Source organism: Stenotrophomonas lacuserhaii, from assembly GCF_014836545.1.
Lineage (GTDB): Bacteria > Pseudomonadota > Gammaproteobacteria > Xanthomonadales > Xanthomonadaceae > Stenotrophomonas > Stenotrophomonas lacuserhaii.
In genome coordinates this window covers 100217-120226 of sequence record NZ_JACSQS010000007.1, presented here as the reverse complement: position 1 = coordinate 120226, position 20010 = coordinate 100217, and the positions used below count along the sequence as shown (strand labels likewise).

The following is a 20010-nucleotide window of genomic DNA, read 5'->3' as shown; positions in this document are numbered from 1 at the left end:
CGCATTCGGAGAATCGGCATGTCGACCCTGGTTTCATTGCGCAGCATCACCAAGACCTACCAGCGGGGCCCGGAGCAGGTGAAGGTGCTGCACGGCATCGACCTGGATATCGAGAAGGGCGACTTCGTGGCGTTGATGGGGCCCTCCGGTTCCGGCAAGACCACCCTGCTGAACCTGATCGGTGGACTGGACTCGCCCAGCGGCGGCGAGATCACCATCGAAGGCGAGCGCATCGACCAGATGAGCGGCGGCCAGCTGTCCACCTGGCGCAGCCACCACGTGGGCTTCGTGTTCCAGTTCTACAACCTGATGCCGATGCTGACCGCGCAGAAGAACGTCGAACTGCCGCTGCTGTTGACCCACCTGGGTGCTGCGCAGCGCAAGCGCAACGCAGAGATCGCGCTGACCCTGGTCGGCCTGGCCGACCGCCGCAGCCACCGGCCGAACGAACTGTCCGGCGGCCAGCAGCAGCGCGTGGCAATCGCCCGCGCGATTGTTTCCGATCCCACCTTCCTGATCTGCGATGAGCCGACCGGCGACCTGGACCGCCAGTCTGCCGAAGAGATCCTGCAGCTGCTGCAGCAGCTCAACCGTGAACACGGCAAGACCATCATCATGGTGACCCACGACCCGAAGGCCGCCGAGTACGCGACCCATACGGTGCACCTGGACAAGGGCGAACTTGCCGACGCGCCACTGGCGCACTGACCGAGGGCACGGCGATGAAATATTTCTCCCTGTTGTGGGCGCAGCTGTTCCGCAGCCGCACCCGCACCCTGCTGACCCTGCTGTCGGTGGTGGCCGCGTTCCTGCTGTTCGGCATGCTCGATTCGGTGCGCGTGGCCTTCATGTCCGGTGGCAGCGTGGAAGGCGCCAACCGGCTGATCACCGCCTCGCGGCTGTCGATCACCCAGTCGCTGCCGATCCGCCTGGAAGCGCAGATCCGCCAGGTAGCCGGCGTGCGCGACGTCACCTACGGCATGTGGTTCGGTGGCATCTACCGCGACCCCAAGGACTTCTTCCCGAACTTCTCGGTAGCACCGAACTACTTCGACATCTACGGCGAACTGGAGGTCGCCCCGGACCAGCTCAAGCGCTGGCAGGACACCCGCACCGGCGCCATCGTCGGCGAGTCGCTGGCCAAGGAGTTCGGCTGGAAGATCGGCGACACCATCCCGTTGCAGGCCACCATCTTCCCGCGCGGCGGCAGCAACGACTGGCCACTGGAAATGGTCGGCACGTTCCGCTCCAAGGACCGCGCAGTGGCCGGGAACGAGGAGCGGCAGCTGATGATGAACTGGAAGTACTTCGATGAGTCCAACGACTACATCAAGAACCGGGTCAGCTGGTACACCATCACCCTGGACAACCCGGACCATGCCTCGCGGGTGGCCCAGGCGATCGACGCGATATCGGCCAACTCCGACCACGAAACCAAGACCCAGACCGAATCGGCGTTCCAGCAGGCCTTCGTCAAGCAGTTCGCCGACATCGGCATGATCGTCACCTCGATCATGGGCGCGGTGTTCTTCACCCTGCTGCTGCTGACCGGCAACACCATGGCCCAGGCGGTGCGCGAACGCATCCCGGAACTGGCCACGCTGAAGACGCTCGGCTTCCAGGACCGGACCGTACTGGCCCTGGTGATGGTGGAATCGATCCTGCTGGTGGGGCTGGGCGGTGCGATCGGCATGGGCCTGGCGGCGACCATCCTGCCGGTGCTGGCACCGCAGACACGCGGCCTGCTGCCAGCGCATGTGCCGACCACCACCTGGTTGGTGGGCATTGGACTGATCATCGTGATCGGCATCGTGGTCGGACTGCTGCCGGCGTTGCGCGCCAAGCGGCTGAAGATCGTCGACGCCCTGGCCGGACGCTGAGGACCCGCACATGAAGAACACACTGAAGAAATGGCTGCTCAACGGCGCGATGCTGGTCGTGCTGGCGGTGGGCCTGGCGGGATGGATCTGGCTGCCGTGGCAGGGCGTGCTGATCGTGGCGGTGCTGGTCGCGCTGTGGCTGGTGCTGACCCGCGGCGGACGGCTGGCGTTGGCCGCCACCCGCATCGGTATCGCCAGCCTGCCGCAACGCTGGGGCGCCTCGTCGGTGATCGTGGTCGGCATTGCCGGCGTGGTGGGCGTGCTGGTGGCGATGCTGGCGATGGGCGCAGGGTTCCAGTCCACGCTCAACAGCACCGGCGATGACACCACCGCCATCGTGCTGCGCGGGGGCTCGCAGGCGGAAACCAACTCGGTGATCACCCGCGACCAGATTCCGCTGTTGTCCACCCTGCCCGGCGTGGCACGCGACGAAAAGGGGCGCGCGCTGCTGTCCGCCGAACTGTCGCAGGTGGTCAACCTGGTGTCCCGCTCGGACGGCACCGATGTCAACGCGCAGTTCCGCGGCGTCGGCGAAATGGCTTGGGCGGTGCATGATCGCGTACGCATCATCGAAGGCCGCAGGTTCGCCAGCGGCAAGCGCGAGATGGTGGTGGGCCAGGGCGCGAAGACCCAGTTCCGCGACATGGACGTGGGCAGCACGCTGACCCTGGGCAACCAGGCATGGACGGTGGTCGGCGTGTTCGCTTCCGGCGATGCGCACGACTCGGAGCTGTGGACCGACGTGGATACGCTGGCCACCACCTACCAGCGCGACTCGCTGCAATCGGTGACGGTGCGCACCGACGGCAAGCCGGGCTTCGAGCAGTTCAAGGCCGCCGTCGCCGGTGACCCGCGCCTGAAGCTGGAGGTGGAAACTACGCGGCTGTACTACAGCAAGCAGGGCGGCGGACTGACCACGCTGATCAACATCCTGGGCAAGGTCATCGGCACCATCATGGCCATCGGCGCCGTGTTCGGTGCGCTCAACACCATGTATGCCGCCGTGGCAACGCGGGCGCGCGAGATCGCCACGATGCGCGCGATCGGCTTCCGCGGGCTGCCGGTGGTGACCGCGGTGATGCTGGAGACCATGCTGCTGGCCCTGCTGGGTGGGCTGCTGGGCTGCGCGATCGCCTGGCTGCTGTTCAACGGCTACAGCGTGTCCACCATCGGCAGCAATTTCAGTGCGGTGGTGTTCAAGTTCCACGTCTCCCCGGAACTGCTGTGGAGCGGGCTGAAGTGGGCGCTGGGCATCGGCCTGGTCGGTGGCCTGTTCCCCGCCCTGCGCGCCGCCCGCCTGCCGATCACCACCGCCCTGCGCGAGGTCTGACTAGCGGCGGGCGCGGCGCAGGCCGTCGAAGACGAACAGGCCCAGGCCGATCCAGATCGCGATGAAGCCGGTGGCGCGTGCGCCATCGAAGGGTTCGTTGAAGAAGAACACGCCCAGCACCAGGCCCAGGCTGGGCGCGATGAACTGCAGCACGCCTACGGTGGACAGGGCGATGCGCTTCACACCGTAGGCGAAGCCGATCAACGGCGCAGCCGTGACCACGCCGCCGAAGACCAGCAGCAGGTCGTTGCGCCAGCCCCACCCCCCGAAAAAGGCGCCGCCGTGGCCGTTTTCGCTCCACAGCGCGAAGCCCAGCGCCGGCAGGAACAGATACAGGCTTTCCACCGCCAGGCCGGCCACCGGATCGACCGATATCAGCTTGCGAAGCAGGCCATACAGCCCGAACGAGCCGGCCAGCCCCAGCGCGATCCATGGCGGTGCACCGGCCTGCCACGTGAGCCAGCCCACGCCGGCCGCCGCGCAGGCCACCGCCAGCCACTGCAGGCGACGCAGGCGTTCCTTCAGCACCACCACGCCCAGCACCACGCTGACCAGCGGATTGATGAAGTAGCCCAGGCTGGTATCGATCACGTGTCCCGCGTTGATCGCCCAGATGTACAGGCCCCAGTTGAACGCGATGGCCAGGCTGCTGACCGCCAGCGTGGCCAGCGCACGCGGCTGCGCGGCGATCGCTTTCCACCACCGCAGGCGGCTGCTCAGCAGCAGCCAGCCCACCACAAGTACCGTGCTCCAGATGATGCGGTGGGCGATGATCTGGAACGAAGGCACTTCGCGCAGCAGGTGCCAGTACACCGGCACCAGTCCCCACAGCACGAAGGTGAAGGCGGTGACGGCGAAGCCACGGCGCTGTTCCTGCTCCTGCTCGCTGGTGAGTACCGCGCTCACTTGCGCGTCCTCGCCAGTGCCAGCACCAGCACGCCGGACAGGATCACCGCCATCGCCACCAGGTCGCGCCAGCCGAAGTGTTCGCCGTTGAGCAGTACGCCGAGCAGCACGGCGATCACCGGATTGACATAGGCATAGCTGCCGGCCAGCGCGGGACGTACGTTGTGCAGCAGCCACACGTAGGCGGTGAAGGCCACGATCGAGCCGAACACGCACAGGTAAGCCACCGCCAGCAGGCCGTCCAGGCTCGGCAGCGCGGTCGGCCGCTCGCCCACCGCCAGCCCGGTGATGACCAGCAGGATGCCGCCGCAGATCATCTGCCCGGCAGCGGTCATGAACGGTCCCGGCAGGTCCTGGCCCCGTACCCAGACCGAGCCGAACGCCCAGCCGACCGGTGCCACCAGCAACAGCACCAGACCGGTCGGCGAGGCCGCCAGGCTGCTGCCTGCGTTGAGCCAGACCACGCCGAGGAAACCGATGGCAATGCCCAGCCATTCGCCGCGGCTGGCGTGCTGGCCCCGCACCGCCGAGAACAGCGCCATCCACAACGGCACCGAGGCCACCGCGGTGGCGGCCAGGCCCGAGGACACGTCACGTTCGGCCAATACCACCATGCCGTTGCCCAGCAACAGCATGGTGAAGCCCATGATGGTCAGGTTGCGCCACTGGCGCAGGGTCGGACGCGGCATCTTCCTGAACAACCGAAGCACGGCGTACATCAGGCTGCCGGCGATGATGAAGCGCGCACCGGAGACCGAGGTCAGCGGCAGCACGCCGGCCTGCAGCGCCTTGGCGATGCCCAGGTAGGTCGAGCCCCAGACCACGTAGACCAGCAGCAACGCCAGGGCGACGGCACCGGGACGCGGTGCGGCGGGGGATTCAGGAACGACGGCCATGGGCCACCAGGGTGCGGGGGAAGGAGGATTCTAGGCCTTTGCGGCGCCGCGCAGCAGTCAGGAACGCGGCATGCTGTTTTCGGCGCGCCGCGCATGCTGGCGACGCGTCTCCAGCGGAGCGCGGACAAGGCCTATATCATCCACCCGCCCCTGCCGACGAACTGCTTGCCGGCGCCTACCCTGGAACTCCCGACGATGCAGGATGAATTCAACGACCCGCTCTGGCGCCAGGTGCTGTCCGGTGCGCAGATGCTGTTCGTGGCCTTCGGCGCGCTGGTACTGATGCCGCTGATCACCGGGCTGGACCCGAACGTGGCGCTGTTCACCGCCGGGCTGGGCACGCTGCTGTTCCAGTTGATGACCGGCCGCCAGGTGCCGGTGTTCCTGGCTTCCAGCTTCGCTTTCATCACCCCGATCATTCTCGCCAAGCAGCAGTTCGGCCTGGCTGAAACCATGGGCGGGGTGATGGCTGCTGGCTTCGTCTACACCTTCCTGGGCGCGGCAGTGAAGATCAAGGGCACCGGTTTCATCGACCGGCTGCTACCGCCAGTGGTGATCGGCCCGGTGATCATCTCGATCGGCCTGGCGATGGCGCCGATCGCCGCCAACATGGCCATGGGCAAGGACGCCGATGGGGCGCAGTTGATTCCGTACCAGACAGCGATGCTGATTTCGATGCCGGCCCTGTTGACCACGCTGGTGGTGGCGGTGTTCGGTCGTGGCATGTTCCGGCTGCTGCCGATCATGTTCGGCGTGCTGGTGGGTTTCGGGCTGTCCTTCGCATTCGGCGTGGTCGATGTCGCGCGCATCACGGCGGCACCGTGGTTTGCCCTGCCACAGTTCACCGCCCCGGCGTTCAACTGGCAGGCGATCCTGTTCATCGTGCCGGTCGCGCTGGCACCGGCGATCGAACACATCGGCGGGGTGATCGCCGTCGGCAGCGTCACCGGGCGCGACTACCTGAAGAAGCCCGGCCTGCACCGCACCCTGTTCGGCGATGGCGTGGCGACCACCGCGGCGGGACTGTTCGGTGGACCGCCCAACACCACCTATGCCGAAGTCACCGGCGCGGTGATGCTGACGAAGAACTACAACCCGAAGATCATGACCTGGGCGGCGGTCTTCGCCATCAGCCTGGCCTTCATCGGCAAGTTCGGTGCGCTGCTGCAGAGCATCCCGGTACCGGTGATGGGCGGCATCCTGTGCCTGCTGTTCGGCTCCATCGCCGCGGTCGGCATGAACACCCTGATCCGCCACCGGATCGACCTGGGCGAAGCACGCAACCTGGTGATCGTGTCGGTAACGCTGGTGTTCGGTATCGGCGGCGTATTGGTCGGCACCGGCACCGGTCCGGACGACTTCGGCCTGAAGGGCATCGCGCTGTGCGCGGTGGTGGCGATCGCGTTGAACCTGCTGCTGCCTGGCAACGATCACTGGAAGCAGCCTGGTCCGCCGGTGGTCTGAGGCTGCGCGGAAGGAGTGACGACCAACGGTCGTCACCCACCAGATCAGCGGCGTGCCGTTTCGCTGGCGTCGCGCGCCTTGCGGAACTCCGAGCCTTCTTCCCACTGCGGCCAGCTGCGGCCGTTGGCCAGCTCCAGGCCGAGGTCATAGACCAGCAATGTATCGGCAGCGTGGCCGGCCGGGTCCCAGCTCGGGGTCCATGCATCGCAGGCCTGGTGGTAGCAGTCCTTGAAGTATTTCTCGCGCAGCGCACGGCCGGCTTCGATGCCACCGTCCAGCTTGTCCAGCCCCGGACCGATGGTGATCGCCGGTACGCCCAGGCGGGCGAACGCGAAGTGGTCGGCACGGTAGAAGAAGCCCGCTTCCAGGTTCGGATCCGGGCTGTAGCCGCGGCCGCGGGCCTTTGCCACGCGCTCCAGGTCGCCTTCCAGCGATACCCGGCCCTTGCCCCACGAGGCGATGTCACGGGTCGCGCCATCCGGGCTGAACATCTCGATGTTCAACACTGCGGCCGTCTTTTCCAGCGGTGCCAGCGGGTGCTTGGCGTAGTAGCTGGCACCGAGCAGGCCCTTCTCTTCAGCGGTCAGCGCGACGAAATACAGCGAACGCTGCGGCTGCGGGCCAGCGGCGAAGACCCGGCCCAGTTCCAGCACCGTGGCCACGCCGGTGGCGTTGTCGATGGCGCCGCGTCGTACGCGGTCGCCCTTCGCATCAGGCTCGCCGATGCCGAACGCATCCCAGTGGGCAGAGAAGATCACCGCCTCGTCGCCGTGCTCGGCACCGGGCAGCTTGGCCACTACGTTGCGGGTGACCACCTCTTCCCGCTTGAGCTTGAAGGCCGCACTCAGGCGGGCGTTGTCCAGCGGCACCGGCTTGAAATCGGCGCGCTGCGCCTTGCGCTTTTCCGCCTCGAAATCCAGGCCGGCATCGGCGAAGATCGCCTCGGCCAGGGTGCGCTGCATCCAGCCACGCAGTGGTGTGTGCTGGGCCATGGCTTCATCCTGGCTGCGCTGGATGTCGAACAGCGGCGAGGTGCCCGAGCTCTTCACCGTGGCCCAGCCATAGGCCGCCGGCGCGGTCTCATGCACGATCAGCACGCCTTCGGCACCCCGGCGCGCGGCCTCTTCGAACTTGTAGGTCCAGCGGCCGTAGTAGGTCACCGCCTTGCCATCGAAGGCGCCGGGTGCGTCGGTCTCGAAGTCGGCGTCGTTGATCAGCACCACCGCGATCTTGCCGCGCAGGTCGACGCCCTTGTAATCGTCCCAGCTGCGCTCGGGCGCATCGATGCCATAGCCGATGAACACCAGCGGCGCATCCTTGATCTGTACCCGCGCGCGCGGCTGCAGGCTCTGCAGGGTCACGTCCGCGCCGTTGGCGAGGGTGCGCTTGCCGCCCTTCAGCGACAGCGTGGCGGTGGCCGCGCCGTCCAGCTGCGCGCGCACCAGCGGCACCGGCTGCACCCAGCTGCCGTCCACGCCGCCCGGCTGCAGGCCGTAGCTGCGGAACTGCTCGATCAGGTATTGCACCGTGCGCTCTTCGCCTTCGCTGGCCGGTGCGCGGCCTTCGAACTCATCGGAGGCCAGCACGCGCACGTGGCGCGACAGCGCCTGCGGATCGATGCCGCCGCCGGGAAGATCATTGGCCGCATGTGCAAGGCCACCGACGAACAGGCAGGACGACAACAACAGCACGCGCATCGGGTTCACGGATCACCGGGGGGACAAGGAAACAGGGATGCCCCGAGTGTACGTGACAGCGCGATGACGCGGGATGATCAGCGCCGTTCGCGGTCCAGCCAGCACGCCAGGCCCTGCGCATTGAGCTCGATGTCCATCGCCAGCACTGCGGCTACCGCGTCCTGGTCCAGCGCACAGCCATGCGCCAGCGCGCGTTCCAGGTACAGCGCGCGCAGTGCCGCAAGCAGATGGCGATGACGGTCCGGGCGGCCGTCGCACTGGCGCCCGATCGCCACCATCGCATCGATCTGCTCGAACAGATCCGCCGCGCGCGCTTCCACTGCGTCCACCCGCCCGTAATGGGTGAGGTACATGGCAGCGGGCTGGTACGCCAGCATCCGGCGGATGGAATCCTTCAACGGCTCGGGATCGAACTGGACCGGCGAAGACGTGGGGATGATGAACGCCCCCTGCGCACTGTCCAGTTCGCGGTAGGACAGGCCGAAGGTATCGCCGGTGAACCAGCTGCGGCTGCGCGCGTCCCACACACAGTAATGGTGCTGCGCATGGCCGGGCGTGTGCATCAGCACCAGCTCGCGCCCGGCCAGGTCGATGCGCTGGCCATCTTCGGCCACCACCACGCGTTCGGCCGGAATGGGCTCGATGCGGCCGTAGCTGCGCGCGATTTCCTCCTCGCCGTATACCGCCGTGGCACCGGCGATCAGCCGTGCGGGATCGATCATGTGCGGCGCACCGCGCGGATGCAGTACCGCGCGCGCATTGGGCAGGTGCTGCATCAGCGTGCCGGCGCCACCGGCGTGGTCCAGGTGCACGTGAGTCAGCAGCAGCCAGTCGACCGCCTGCGGCTCCAGCCCGGCATCGGCCAGGGCCTGCAGCATCGCCGGTACCGCCAGCGAGGTGCCGCAGTCGATGAAGGCGGCACGGCCGTTCTCCACCACCAGGTAGGCCGCGTCGAAGTCGACGCGCTGGAATCCGGTATCGATGGTGTGGATGTTGGGATCGGCGGTCATCGACGCACACCTGGCAGGATCAAGGACAGACACCCATGGTAGGCGCGCCGGCGAAGGCGTTCGATGCGGCTTTGGTCGAGGGCCGCGTCAGGGCGCGCGCAGCAGCCAGCGCGGGCGCAGCAGCAGCGCGGCTACCATCACCGCCAGGAACGCACCGTAGGCATACAGCACCGCCAGCACCTGCGGCCAGACAGGGCCGGCATCGGGCTGGGCCTGGCCCAACTGGAAACCCCAGTGCATGGAAAGCACGCTCAACACCAGGGCAAGCAGCAGCGCGACCGCATCGAAGGCACGCCGCCGCAGGCAACGCGGCTGGCGTGGGTAGCACCAGAACAGCCCGCCGAGCAGCATGAACCAGGGCAGGAACAGCAGCAGCGACAACCAGGCCATCAGCAGATCCTCGGTTGAAAAGGGGTCAGAGTCGGGGGTCAGAGTACTTTTCGTCTGCTGAAAAGTACTCTGACCCCCGACTCTGACCCCCGCGCGAGCGTTATCCGGCGTCGCGCAGGGTGGCCAGGGCGGCCAGCACGGCGTCCACTTCGGCTTCCAGCGTGAACAGTTCGCTCTGCAGCGCATCGCCCTGTTCTGCCTGCTTGAGCACGGCGATCAGCTGCCCGGCGTCGCGCGGTGAATCAAAGCCCGCACTCTGTACCAGCAACGTGCCTTCGCCGTCGGTGAGCTTGAAGTAGAACCGGCCGTCCTTCTCGCGGTACTGCTTGAACACTGGCGGTGCGCTGCGGGCCAGTTCGGCCGCCGCCGCCTTCGGCACGTCGGCCAGGTCGCGCAGGCCTACCGCATGGCGCAACTCCTTCAGCAGCGGCACCGCGTACTGTTCGCGCAACTGCTGGCCACGCCGGCGCAGCAGCGCTTCGATCTTCTCCGGTTCGGCCATCAGCGCTTCGTAGCGCTCGCGCAGCGGCGACAGTTCGGCATCGATGCGCTCGAACAACTGCTGCTTGGCATCGCCCCAGCCGATGCCCTCGGCGAAAGCCCTGGCAAAGCCGGCGGTCTGTTCCGGCGTGGCGAACGCCTGGTACATCTGGAACAGGGCCGAGCCTTCGGTGTCCTTCGGCTCACCCGGCGCACGCGAATCGGTCAGGATGGAGAACACCAGCTTTTTCAGCTCTTCGCGCGGGGCGAACAACGGAATGGTGTTGCTGTAGCTCTTGCTCATCTTGCGGCCATCCAGGCCTGCCAGCGTAGCGACCTGTTCGTCGATCACCACCTCCGGCAGCGGGAAGTACTCCTTGCCGTAGACGTGGTTGAAGCGCTGGCCAAAGTCCCGTGCCATCTCGATGTGCTGGATCTGATCACGGCCCACCGGCACCCGGTTGGCCTTGAAGATCAGGATGTCGGCGGCCATCAGCACCGGGTACATGAACAGCCCGGCGCTCACGCCGGCGTCCGGGTCCAGCCCCTCGGCCTCGTTCTTGTCGATTGCCGCCTTGTAGGCATGCGCACGGTTGAGGATGCCCTTGCTGGCGACCACGGTCAGGAACCACATCAGTTCGTTGGTTTCCGGGATGTCGCTCTGCCGGTAGAACCACACCTGTTCCGGATCCAGCCCGCAGGCCAGCCAGCTGGCGGCGATTTCCAGCGTGGAACGCTGAGTGCGCGCCGGCTCCTGCGCCTTGATCAGGCTGTGCAGGTCGGCCAGGAAGAAGAAGCTCTCGATGCCCTGCGAACGGCTGGCGGCAATGGCGGGACGGATGGCGCCGACATAGTTGCCCAGGTGCGGGGTGCCGGAGGGGGTGATGCCGGTAAGGACTCGGGTGGTCATGACTGCTCGACGGGAAACCTTCGGTGAACGGCTGCAGTTTACCCTTGCTGGCACAACCCCGTCGGCCCCGTTCGGGCGTTTGCGCTGTAGACCCCGCTGTGGAGAACCCGGATGAAGCGCCTGTTGCTGCCCCTGTTGAGCGTTGCCCTGCTGGCCGGCTTCAGGCCGGCGCCGCCGATGATCACCCCACCGCCCTCGCGGATCGCGAGTGGACCGGTGTTCCTGACCCTGCTGGACCGCGATACCGGCGGGCGGCTGCCGCAGTACGCGCACGACGGCCAACGCTGGACCCCCGGCGAGCGCGGACACCGCTACAGCGTGCGCCTGCGCAATGCCAGCCCGCAACGCGTGCTGGTGGTGCTTTCGGTGGATGGCATCAACGCGATCAGCGGCGAGCAGGCCACTCCCGACCAGACCGGCTACGTGCTCAACCCTTGGCAGACCACCGACATCGCCGGCTGGCGGAAGTCCAACGAGGAAGTGGCGCAGTTCGTCTTCAGCAGCCCGCGCGACAGTTATGCCGCACGCACCGGACGCGGTGACAACCTGGGCGTGGTCGGCATCGCGGTGTTCAACGAAGCCAATGCCGTGCGCTGGGAGCATCGGCCGGCCACGCCACCGCGCCGCGCCGCGCCTGCCCCGGCCGCGACCCAGGATGCCGCCAGGAGCGAGTCACGGGTGATGGCCGAATCCGCGCCGGCGCCGGTGCAACGGCTGGGCACGGGACATGGCGAACGCGAGGCCTCATCGGTGCGCGACACCGCCTTCGAACGCGCGACGTCCGCTCCGGCCCAGGTTATCCAGCTTCGCTACGACAGTGCGCGCAACCTGCGTGCGCGTGGGATCGTTCTCGATCGTCCCGCGCGTGTCCCCGAACGCGAGCCGCAGGCCTTTCCCGATCAGTACGTGCCCGACCCGCCGCGTCGCTGAGCCTGGATCAACCATAAAAAAACGGGCCGCGAAGGCCCGTTTTTCTACCGGTTTCAACCGCCCGACTTACTTGAAGTCCGGGTAGTCCTTGCGCAGCGAGGAATCGAACTCCTTGACCTGCCTGTCCGCTTCGTCGCGGGCAATGCCGTAACGCTCCTGCACGCGGCCGGCCAAGTATTCCGCGTTACCTTCGGCAACATCGAAGTCGTCATCGGTAAGCTTGCCCCACTGCACCTGGGCCTTGCCCTTGAGCTGGGTCCACTTGCCGGAAATGATGTCTTTATTCATGTGCGTTGGCCTCTTGATGAAGTGCGTCATGTGTTACCGCATCTGCAGCATGCGTCATCGAATGTTGGGCAGCAGTCAAGTACAGATGAAACCACTGCTCATCTCGTTGAACGGATGCCATCACGCAGGCACAAAAAAGGCCGGGAAATCCCGGCCTTTTCATCACTGAAACGCTTGCGCGATCAGTTGCCGCGGGCGGCGTCTTCGACCTTCTCGCCAGCGCCCTGCACGTCCTTGCCGGCACCGGCAACGGTATTGCAGCCGGCCAGCATGGCGACCGAGAACATCGACAGCAGCATCAGGGAAATTACACGCTTCATAGGGACTCTCCAGTTTGATTTAAAAAACCACCGCGGCCGCGGTGCAGACGGCGAAAGAGCCGTTGATCAGCACTTGCCGTCCTTGCAGTCCTGGGCCGTATCGTGGACGGCCTCGCCTGCTCCCTGCATGTCCTTGCCGGCTCCGGCAACGGTATTGCAGGCAGTCAGCGAACCAGCAGTACACAGCGCCAGCAGCAGTACGGAAAGAATGCGTTTCATCGACTTCTCCTTCTCAGGTCACGGCGCCCGGAACGACCCGGGCGTGCCGTGTGAGGTGCAATCTGGCGCGCACGGCGTGGAGCGAGTGTGAACGAGCAGTTGATCGGTTCATGTGGGGCCAGCGGGACGCCGCCACTGGACCTCAGCCGCGCATCAGCGTGGACTTCCCGAACAGGCTCTCCACCAGGTCCACCGCCAGCTTCGCGGTGGCGTTCTGGTTGTCCAGCAGCGGGTTGAGTTCGACGATGTCCAGCGACCCCATGCGCCCGCTGTCGGCGATCATTTCCATCACCAGCTGCGCCTCGCGGTAGTTCACTCCGCCCGGCACCGTCGTGCCCACCCCGGGGGCGATGCTGGGGTCGAGGAAATCGACGTCGAAGCTGACGTGCAGGTGGGTGTTGTCGTCGATTCCGGCGAGGGCGGCTTCCATCGTGCGCTTCATGCCGGCCTCGTCGATGTAGCGCATGTCATACACGTCCACGCGGTGGGTCTTGATCAGCCGTTTCTCTTCCGGATCCACCGAGCGGATGCCGATCTGGCGCACCTGCGAGGGCAGGATCGCCGGGGCGTCACCGCCGAGCCGGGTCAATGCATCCGGGCCAAGCCCGCACAGGCAGGCCACCGGCATGCCGTGGACGTTGCCGGACGGAGTGACATCGCTGGTGTTGAAATCCGAGTGCGCGTCCAGCCACAACAGGCGCAGCTGCTTGCCCTGTTCGCGGCACCAGCGCGCCACGGCGGTAACCGAACCGACGCCCAGGCAATGGTCACCGCCGAGCATGATCGGCATGCGACCGGCGCGCAGCTCGGCCAGGCTGGCCTCCATCAGCACGCGGTTCCATTCCACCACCTCGTCCAGATGCCGGTAGCCCTGCACCGGCGCGGTCCACGGGTTGCGCGGTCCATCCAGGTTGCCCAGGTCACGCACGTCCACGCCGCGGGCAATCAATGCTTCGGCCAGGCCGGCAATGCGCAACGCTTCGGGGCCCAAGCGTGCACCGCGATCGCCGGCCCCGATATCGGTAGGCACGCCAATCAGCGAGACAGGTTGATGCGACATGGAGACCTCGTTCTGGACAAAAGAAACAGTCTAGCCAGCGCACCCGGCGTGTACTCGCGGCGGTGCAGCAGGCGCCCTGCCCGGCGCACTCACGTAACCGGTCTGGTCCGATGGAATTCCATGGCCGTCAAACACTTGACACGCCTGCGAAGTGAAGATCCGTTACGAAAACGGTCAGATATACTGTGCTACGGTTCACACTTTCAACCCTCCGCGGTTGATAAAAGCATCGCCATGGATCAGATCGATCCAGGTTCCAGGGGGAAACCAGTGCAGCGCAGTGCCATCAACCAGATCGTTCGCAGCGCGACCGGCGAAAGCCTGCCCGCGCGCCATCTTTACGATGCGTCCCGTATCGAAGACATCTTCCGCCAGGCGCGCGATCGCGAGTCGGGTCTGACCCTGCTCCTGTTGTCCACCGCCGATGGCCGCGCGGTGGCCGAGGATTCGGTGCTGGGCGTGGACGGCCGTCGGCTGGCCGCGATGGCCAACTCCTTCCTCACGCTGGGTGAAACGGTATCGCGCGAGTTGTCGCTCAGCGAAGCCGAACACGCCACCGTGTGCACCCGCCAAGGCAACGTCGTGCTGATCCGGGTCAACGCCGACAAGCCGATGACGCTCACCGCCGTCGCGGCGGTGGAGGTCAACCTGGCCGTGCTGCTGTTCCATGCGCGCGAATGCGCCGCCAAGCTGGAAACCGTGCTGCGCACCCGCGCCGCCTGATCGTAGCGCCTTTGTTTTTCACCTTGCAGGCCTTGCTGGCCTGTTTCCCTCTGCACGACCAAGAAAGGACGACTGTGTCTAAACTCAACCTGGAAAACCTCAATACGCTCGCCGGCTTCGTCGGTGCCGCGCTCGTCGACAGCGACAGCGGCATGGCGCTGGCCATGACCGGTGGCGGCGACATCAACCTGGAACTGGCTGCGGCCGGCAACACCGAAGTGGTGCGTGCCAAACGTCGCGTCGCCCAGCAGCTGGGGCTGTCGGACACCCTGGAAGACATCCTGATCACGTTGAGCTCGCAGTATCACCTGATCCGCCCGCTGGAAAGCAACCCGATGCTGTTCCTGTACGTGGCGCTGGACCGCAGCCGTTCGAACCTGGCGATGGCGCGTCACGAGCTGAAGTCCTTCGAAAAGACGCTGGACTTCAGCTGAGCCGCGCTCGCCCCACGCCCGCCGTCGTTGCCTGACGCGGGCGTGGCCGGCGACCTGCACTGACTGCCCATGAACACACCGATACGACATTTCCGGGTCGCCCACGCCGGGCTGGACCTGCTGCACGGTACCCGGCTGAAACTGGCCTGCTCGCTGTTGCTGGCCGAACGCATGGATATCCATCTGCAGCCGTGGAACGGCGAGCAGGCCGACCTGCTGGTGGTGGGCGGCGATCCGTCGGCCATGGCCGTCCTGCAGCAGCAGGCACGCACCCAGGGCGTGGCGACGCTGCGCATCGTGCGTGGCGCGACGGCTGCGACGGGCGTGCTGCCGCACGGCGCCAGCGTGCGTGACATCAACCAGGAACTGGCTGCGCTGCTGGGCGGCACGGCCGAGGTGGCTGACCAGGCGCCGGCACGCGCGATGCCGCAGGGCACGCCGCTGCTGCTGCGCGCGATGCAGTCAGCCGATGATGCCAGCCTGTACCTGCTGCAGCGCGGCGCTACGCGGGTGGTGGTGGATACCGCAACGCGCAGCCTTGCACTGCCGGTTGGGGCGTCCCTGTCGGAGATCGTGCCGCTGCTGGATGACCTCACCTGGTCGTCGACGCCGCTGGACATGGAGACCTTCCAGCATCAGTACGTGTACCTGCTGCCGCGCCGTCATTCGTTCGAAGCGCTGTATTTCTGCATCGCGCGTCATCGCCCGCAGCTGCTGCCGGCGGTCGCCGCGGGCACCTCCCTGCAGCTGCTGCATTGGCCCGACCTGGACCACCGCGATGTGCCCGCCAGCTGGCTGCTGCCCATCGCACGCCTGCATGCCGCGTCGTGGACCAGCACCGCGCTGGCCGCGGCGAGCGGTTTGCCGCACGATACCGTGCAATTCCTTTTCTCGGCTGCTGCCAGCAGTGGCCTTGCCAAGCACCAGGAGAACGCCGTGCCCCCCTCAGCGCGCCCCGCGGGCCTTCGCGACTCACGGTTCCTGACCTGGGTCGCACGACGATTCGGGCTGGACCTGCAGGCGGGTCGCGCATGAGCGGTCCGGCCAACAAACTGGTGTTCGTCGGCGGCATGGGCGCGGGCAAGACCACCGCGGTACGCGCGATTTCCGATGTCGAACCGATCAGCACTGAAATGCCGCTGAGTGAGGACGCCACCGCCGACAAGGTGGAAACCACGGTGGCGCTGGATTACAGCTCGATCGAACTGGACGACGGTGAACTGCTGCACCTGTACGGCGTGCCGGGACAGCGCTACCTGGATTTCATGTGGCCGATGGTGTGCGAAGGCGCGCTCGGGGTGATCGTGCTGGTCAGCGCCGGATCACCCGACCCGGTCGCCACCACGCTGGAACTGCTGCAGGAGTTTTCCCGGATCGCGCCCGATGCCAGCCTGGCGGTCGGCGTCACCCGTACCGACGAGCATCCGCAGCTGTTGATTCCCACCGTGCGCGATGCCCTGTTTGCTGCCGGCTTCCGCATTCCGGTCCTGCGCGTTGATGCACGCTCGGCCGCGCAGGTGACCTTCCTGGTGCGCTCGCTGCTGTCGCACCGCTACGCCGATTCCTGATCACGGTGCGCCGTCGCCTGCGGGCGGCGGCTGGGCATGAAGGGATGGTGCGCTTATCCGAACCACAAAGCCAACTCAACCTGTTGAATATACTATCACTTTCCTGTTTTATATTTTTGCAGCACCCCTAAATGTACCCCTCCCTAACGGAGATGACTATGGACGATGTCGGACAGCTCATCTTGGCGGGAGTTAGGGAGTGAGAAGCTGTAGGGGGCCCCGCCGCCGGGCGGCGGTCGTCTGGGCGATCGCATTGCTCCGGCATTGAGCGTGCGGATGGTAGCGCAAGCTGTGCGAAAGCCCTCTTCAAAGCGCGGGCCTGGCTGGCTCGCTGTCTCAACCTTGCCGATCAAGCCGTGACGTCGCTCGGGATCGACCATTTCAGCTCGCCGCTGGTGGAGATAGTCTCGCGTTTCTCCCGATCTCCGGCAGGCCACCGAGTCACCCAACGCCATCTGGTTGCACTGCAGCCCAGGCGCAAGCTCACGGACTCGAAGAGTGCGCCGCTCCGTTTCTCGGACTGAATCGTAGCGACGCCGCGCTCCGCGAAGCTCTGTCGGCGCCGGTGCGCCAGTAAAAGATACACTCGCAACACCTGTCGCTGCCGCACGCGCTGCGCAGGTTCGTCCATAGCGGGCGGCAGTCATCATCGCGACAAGGGGGGCGCCCTTGTCTGAACGCCATTGCGCCAGCGAGGCCCGTGTGGTGCTAAGCGTGCGCTCCAGCGCGCCACCGAATACACCAACCTCCAGCGATACATTGGTCAGCTTGGGGCTTCTTGAGACAGCAGCTGAGCCCTGGCTTGAAGTCGCCGTGCTGTACGTACACAGCTAACTCTTCACCGGTAGCCTCGTCTGCGAGCGATTTTCCGCGCGAACAACACTCTGACGCAGGGAGAACCAACCGTCCTGTCTCTAGCACACCTAATGGGAAGGTGAACGGAACGTTACCCCGTACGCGCAGGAAGACTTACTGCAACTTGTTGCATGGCGGACTTCGCTGTCTAAGCCCAACCTGCTCGCACCGTTCATCACACGTAAGGGTCGATAGGATGTCTAACACAGGAAGGTTCGTCTTGCGATTCGTAAGTGGACAGATTAGAGACAAGTGCCAAATTGACGCCCTTAGTGAAGTGATCGCGGAGTGCGCCGGTTGCGCCGTGCAGTCCATCCTCACCCACAAGCGTGGACTCATAGATATCGAAGGTGCTGGAGTACTTATATGCCCGCACTGCGGCCAGCGGCAAGGGATAAGCCGTCTTCGCTTTGAGGAGTTTATCCAAAGATATCCCCAAGGCATTGCTGCCTCAGCGTCCATAGAGCGCCCGGAGCCACGATAGAATCCTTCCGAGAGAGCGCGACGCCAAGTTTTAGGGGAGCGACTCCAGCGGCATCGCCATTTCCTGTAACTCAGATTCGCCTTTTCGACCTGTGTCCCTTGGTCATTCAATTTTTTATGCTTCCCTGCAGACTGAGATGTGACCGAGATCATGTGCCAACGCGTTGATGGCTGGCGAAGCAGCGTCCGGACCTATGTCGTGATAGGCACGGTCCCTCGCCTCTCTACAGCAATGGGGATGAGATTTTCAGTTCCGATAACGCCTTACTTCAGGCACCAACGGCGCGGCATGCGCGAATCCTGCCCCGGACTAGACGAGCGATCTGGTGCACGCCTTCGAACCATGCGAAGTTACCGCAGACCCAAGGCTCACTCAGGCATAAAGGCAGTCCGGAAATGGAAAATGAAAATCTAGCTCACCGAACGTCAGCCCTGTTCGATTTTGAGACGCGAGAAGAGGGAACGGCAACGCTGAACTGCCTGCTTGCGCAGCTCAACGCAGAGCGGAAGAGTGCAAACGGCGAGTTGATTACTCTCCGGTCGCTCAAGCGCACACTGAACTTCCTCGAGAAATCCTTGGGCATCGTAGTAGATGGGCGAACCTCGCCGCTCCCCCTGTCTACGATAAAGACGATAAAACTGCTTTTCGTCACTGATGCGGACAGCGACAGGAACATCTTTAAATTAATTGCGCGCCCTCAACGCAGTGCCGAAAGCACCATGGAGTTCAGCACCGTCACGACGACTCCGCGCGACGCGGACTCCTCAGCGACCATCGCATGCCTTTTGGATACGTTGTCCAAAGAGATCGATCCCGAGAAAATTCAGATGTTCACCGCGCTACTTGGCGAGACTGAATGCCAGTCAGCCGCTGAGCGTTTGCTTCTGCACGCAGAGCGGACCGGCGATGAAGTTTTTCACACCCTAAGTGAACACATCCCCGGAGACGACTGCGCTTTGAGCAATGCGTACCGCAGCCTGGGCGCGTATATTGGCCGCATCCACGCCACGTCAATCGAAGGCCATCGGGTTGACGCAAACGAAGCCGTTTACGTCCATCTTAGGACTCTCGCATTCCAGCATTTCATCTTGCATCATCCCCGCCATCTTGAGATGACCCGCGTAGAAGGAGAACTCGCGAATATCAAGCAGGAGGCAAACCAGCTCTGCAGGCTGGCGGCAAACAGCGACACGCATCACCAGGCCACTGCTCGAGTGTTCTCGGTTAACACCTACCATCATCTCGTACAAGGATGGCCGAAAGAGGTCGCCGAGCTTGTTGAAAAGGCCACCGGATTCGCGACGTCCGTGAAGCAACTGAAAGTCCACGAGCGCAGGGCCAAGGCGTTGCTTGCCTCGTATGCCTACCGCACGTATGACTGCACTGATCCGAGCGCGCTTGTCCTGTCGGTCGGGGATATCGTCTCGGCAATAGCCTCCTTCCGATATCAGCAGGAGACCGGCGGCAACTACAAGCCTTATTGGCCAGGACAGACCGACCAGGGCAAGGACCCTCAGCGACACTTCGACAAAGGTTTGAATGCTGATGACCCGCATCAGCATCAGGGAGTGATACAGATCTACCTAAATCGATTTTACCAGTATCAGGCGGTTTTCAATGGCACGACAGAGAGTCACCGAGCATGGATGGACTACCAAGGATCCCTGCTCAATGCGTACCATTCTGTCCTTAAGCTAAACAGTATCGTGGGAGTCACAACCGGACTCACGTCACTGGGCTTCCTCTGTTTAAGCTTTGCCAAGGATCATGTCATTGAACATCTAAACAGCAATAGATCAGCTCTTGCCCCCGCCACCGTTTCACGGCTCTAGGCGAGTCGCATATGTTGGCAGACGTTGACAGCTCGGCTGCAAGTAGCACAGTACAGATATAACCCCAGCTTAAACTGACGGGCAGGGGATATCTTTCGGGTGATCTCGCCACGCCCTAACACCGTTCACTTTCTCCAACTCCCTCGATACCCAGAGTGGCCGACAAGATATGTCTCGTCGGCTTTCTGGCTTTACGAATAGAGAAAGGGTGATACACGCCTGTACGTGCCATCACACCCTCAGACGCGGGCGCACCTTCTCTTGCGCTCCGTCGTGCTGGAGCCAGGGCACTCCCCCCACTGGCCGGGCGTAGCGTATCGTCGACGCTGAAGCG

20 protein-coding genes are annotated in these 20010 nt (G+C 64.8%); 10 read left to right on the top strand and 10 right to left on the bottom strand.

The annotated features are described in order from the left end of the window. The first annotated feature begins 18 nt into the window (after positions 1-18). From H9654_RS08975 to H9654_RS08965, 3 genes are read left to right on the top strand one after another with little or no spacing between them, the layout of a single operon-like run. On the top strand, positions 19-708 hold the full coding sequence (locus H9654_RS08975; protein ID WP_042613307.1) for an ABC transporter ATP-binding protein: 690 nt from the start codon (positions 19-21) through the stop codon (positions 706-708). A gap of 14 nt (positions 709-722) precedes the next feature. After that, entirely contained in the window at positions 723-1880 is a 1158-nt protein-coding gene (locus tag H9654_RS08970) for an ABC transporter permease (RefSeq protein ID WP_191770548.1), read from the top strand. A 10-nt stretch (positions 1881-1890) separates the two neighbouring features. Beyond that, on the top strand, positions 1891-3210 hold the full coding sequence (locus H9654_RS08965) for an ABC transporter permease (RefSeq protein ID WP_101099529.1): 1320 nt from the start codon (positions 1891-1893) through the stop codon (positions 3208-3210). Here H9654_RS08965 and rarD read toward each other — a convergent pair whose 3' ends face one another. Continuing rightward, positions 3211-4116: an EamA family transporter RarD gene (gene rarD, locus H9654_RS08960; RefSeq protein ID WP_191770547.1), complete on the bottom strand. Its 906-nt coding sequence runs from the start codon at positions 4114-4116 to the stop codon at positions 3211-3213. Continuing rightward, positions 4113-5012, bottom strand: a complete 900-nt coding sequence (yedA, locus tag H9654_RS08955) for a drug/metabolite exporter YedA (protein WP_101099531.1) — start codon at positions 5010-5012, stop codon at positions 4113-4115. The genes rarD and yedA overlap by 4 nt, the downstream gene beginning before the upstream one ends. 195 nt (positions 5013-5207) lie before the next feature. Between yedA and H9654_RS08950 the strand changes: the two genes are divergently transcribed. Continuing rightward, the gene (locus tag H9654_RS08950) at positions 5208-6476 is read left to right on the top strand and encodes a uracil-xanthine permease family protein (RefSeq protein ID WP_191770546.1); all 1269 of its coding nucleotides are present in this window, start codon (positions 5208-5210) and stop codon (positions 6474-6476) included. A 44-nt stretch (positions 6477-6520) separates the two neighbouring features. Here the strand turns inward: H9654_RS08950 and H9654_RS08945 are convergent, their stop codons facing one another. The 4 genes from H9654_RS08945 to H9654_RS08930 form a co-directional block, all read right to left on the bottom strand. Continuing rightward, positions 6521-8173, bottom strand: a complete 1653-nt coding sequence (locus H9654_RS08945; RefSeq protein WP_191770590.1) for a M28 family metallopeptidase — start codon at positions 8171-8173, stop codon at positions 6521-6523. Between the two features lie 77 nt (positions 8174-8250). Then, entirely contained in the window at positions 8251-9183 is a 933-nt protein-coding gene (locus H9654_RS08940) for an MBL fold metallo-hydrolase (RefSeq protein WP_191770545.1), read from the bottom strand. 87 nt (positions 9184-9270) lie between these two features. Then, positions 9271-9573 carry a hypothetical protein gene (locus H9654_RS08935; RefSeq protein WP_191770544.1) on the bottom strand — a complete coding sequence of 101 codons (303 nt, stop codon included), beginning with the start codon at positions 9571-9573 and terminating at the stop codon, positions 9271-9273. 100 nt (positions 9574-9673) lie between these two features. After that, positions 9674-10963, bottom strand: a complete 1290-nt coding sequence (locus H9654_RS08930; RefSeq protein ID WP_191770543.1) for a tryptophan--tRNA ligase — start codon at positions 10961-10963, stop codon at positions 9674-9676. Between the two features lie 111 nt (positions 10964-11074). Between H9654_RS08930 and H9654_RS08925 the strand changes: the two genes are divergently transcribed. Next, positions 11075-11893 carry a hypothetical protein gene (locus tag H9654_RS08925; protein WP_191770542.1) on the top strand — a complete coding sequence of 273 codons (819 nt, stop codon included), beginning with the start codon at positions 11075-11077 and terminating at the stop codon, positions 11891-11893. A 66-nt stretch (positions 11894-11959) separates the two neighbouring features. On the opposite strand, the gene H9654_RS08920 is transcribed toward H9654_RS08925, so the two are convergent. The 4 genes from H9654_RS08920 to rocF all read right to left on the bottom strand — a co-directional run bounded on the left by H9654_RS08920 (position 11960) and on the right by rocF (position 13780). Further along, positions 11960-12181 (bottom strand): CsbD family protein, encoded by a 222-nt coding sequence (locus H9654_RS08920; protein ID WP_042613761.1) that lies wholly within the window; start codon positions 12179-12181, stop codon positions 11960-11962. A 182-nt stretch (positions 12182-12363) separates the two neighbouring features. Beyond that, positions 12364-12501, bottom strand: coding sequence for an entericidin A/B family lipoprotein (locus H9654_RS08915; protein ID WP_042613760.1), 138 nt, complete (start codon positions 12499-12501; stop codon positions 12364-12366). Between the two features lie 66 nt (positions 12502-12567). Next, positions 12568-12720 carry an entericidin A/B family lipoprotein gene (locus H9654_RS08910; protein WP_042613759.1) on the bottom strand — a complete coding sequence of 51 codons (153 nt, stop codon included), beginning with the start codon at positions 12718-12720 and terminating at the stop codon, positions 12568-12570. A 142-nt stretch (positions 12721-12862) separates the two neighbouring features. After that, the gene (gene rocF / locus H9654_RS08905; protein WP_191770541.1) at positions 12863-13780 is read right to left on the bottom strand and encodes an arginase; all 918 of its coding nucleotides are present in this window, start codon (positions 13778-13780) and stop codon (positions 12863-12865) included. Positions 13781-14050: 270 nt separating this feature from the next. Here rocF and H9654_RS08900 point away from each other — a divergent pair, with 270 nt between their 5' ends. The 5 genes from H9654_RS08900 to H9654_RS08880 all read left to right on the top strand — a co-directional run bounded on the left by H9654_RS08900 (position 14051) and on the right by H9654_RS08880 (position 19676). Continuing rightward, positions 14051-14503, top strand: coding sequence for a roadblock/LC7 domain-containing protein (locus H9654_RS08900; protein WP_191770589.1), 453 nt, complete (start codon positions 14051-14053; stop codon positions 14501-14503). A 74-nt stretch (positions 14504-14577) separates the two neighbouring features. Continuing rightward, a complete protein-coding gene (locus H9654_RS08895; protein ID WP_182656458.1) occupies positions 14578-14937 on the top strand; it encodes a roadblock/LC7 domain-containing protein in 360 nt (119 codons plus the stop codon). A 69-nt stretch (positions 14938-15006) separates the two neighbouring features. After that, a complete protein-coding gene (locus H9654_RS08890) occupies positions 15007-15972 on the top strand; it encodes a hypothetical protein (protein ID WP_191770540.1) in 966 nt (321 codons plus the stop codon). Further along, on the top strand, positions 15969-16505 hold the full coding sequence (locus H9654_RS08885; protein WP_101099542.1) for a GTP-binding protein: 537 nt from the start codon (positions 15969-15971) through the stop codon (positions 16503-16505). The genes H9654_RS08890 and H9654_RS08885 overlap by 4 nt, the downstream gene beginning before the upstream one ends. Before the next feature lie 1734 nt (positions 16506-18239). Beyond that, entirely contained in the window at positions 18240-19676 is a 1437-nt protein-coding gene (locus tag H9654_RS08880; protein WP_191770539.1) for a hypothetical protein, read from the top strand. The last annotated feature ends 334 nt before the right edge of the window (positions 19677-20010 follow it).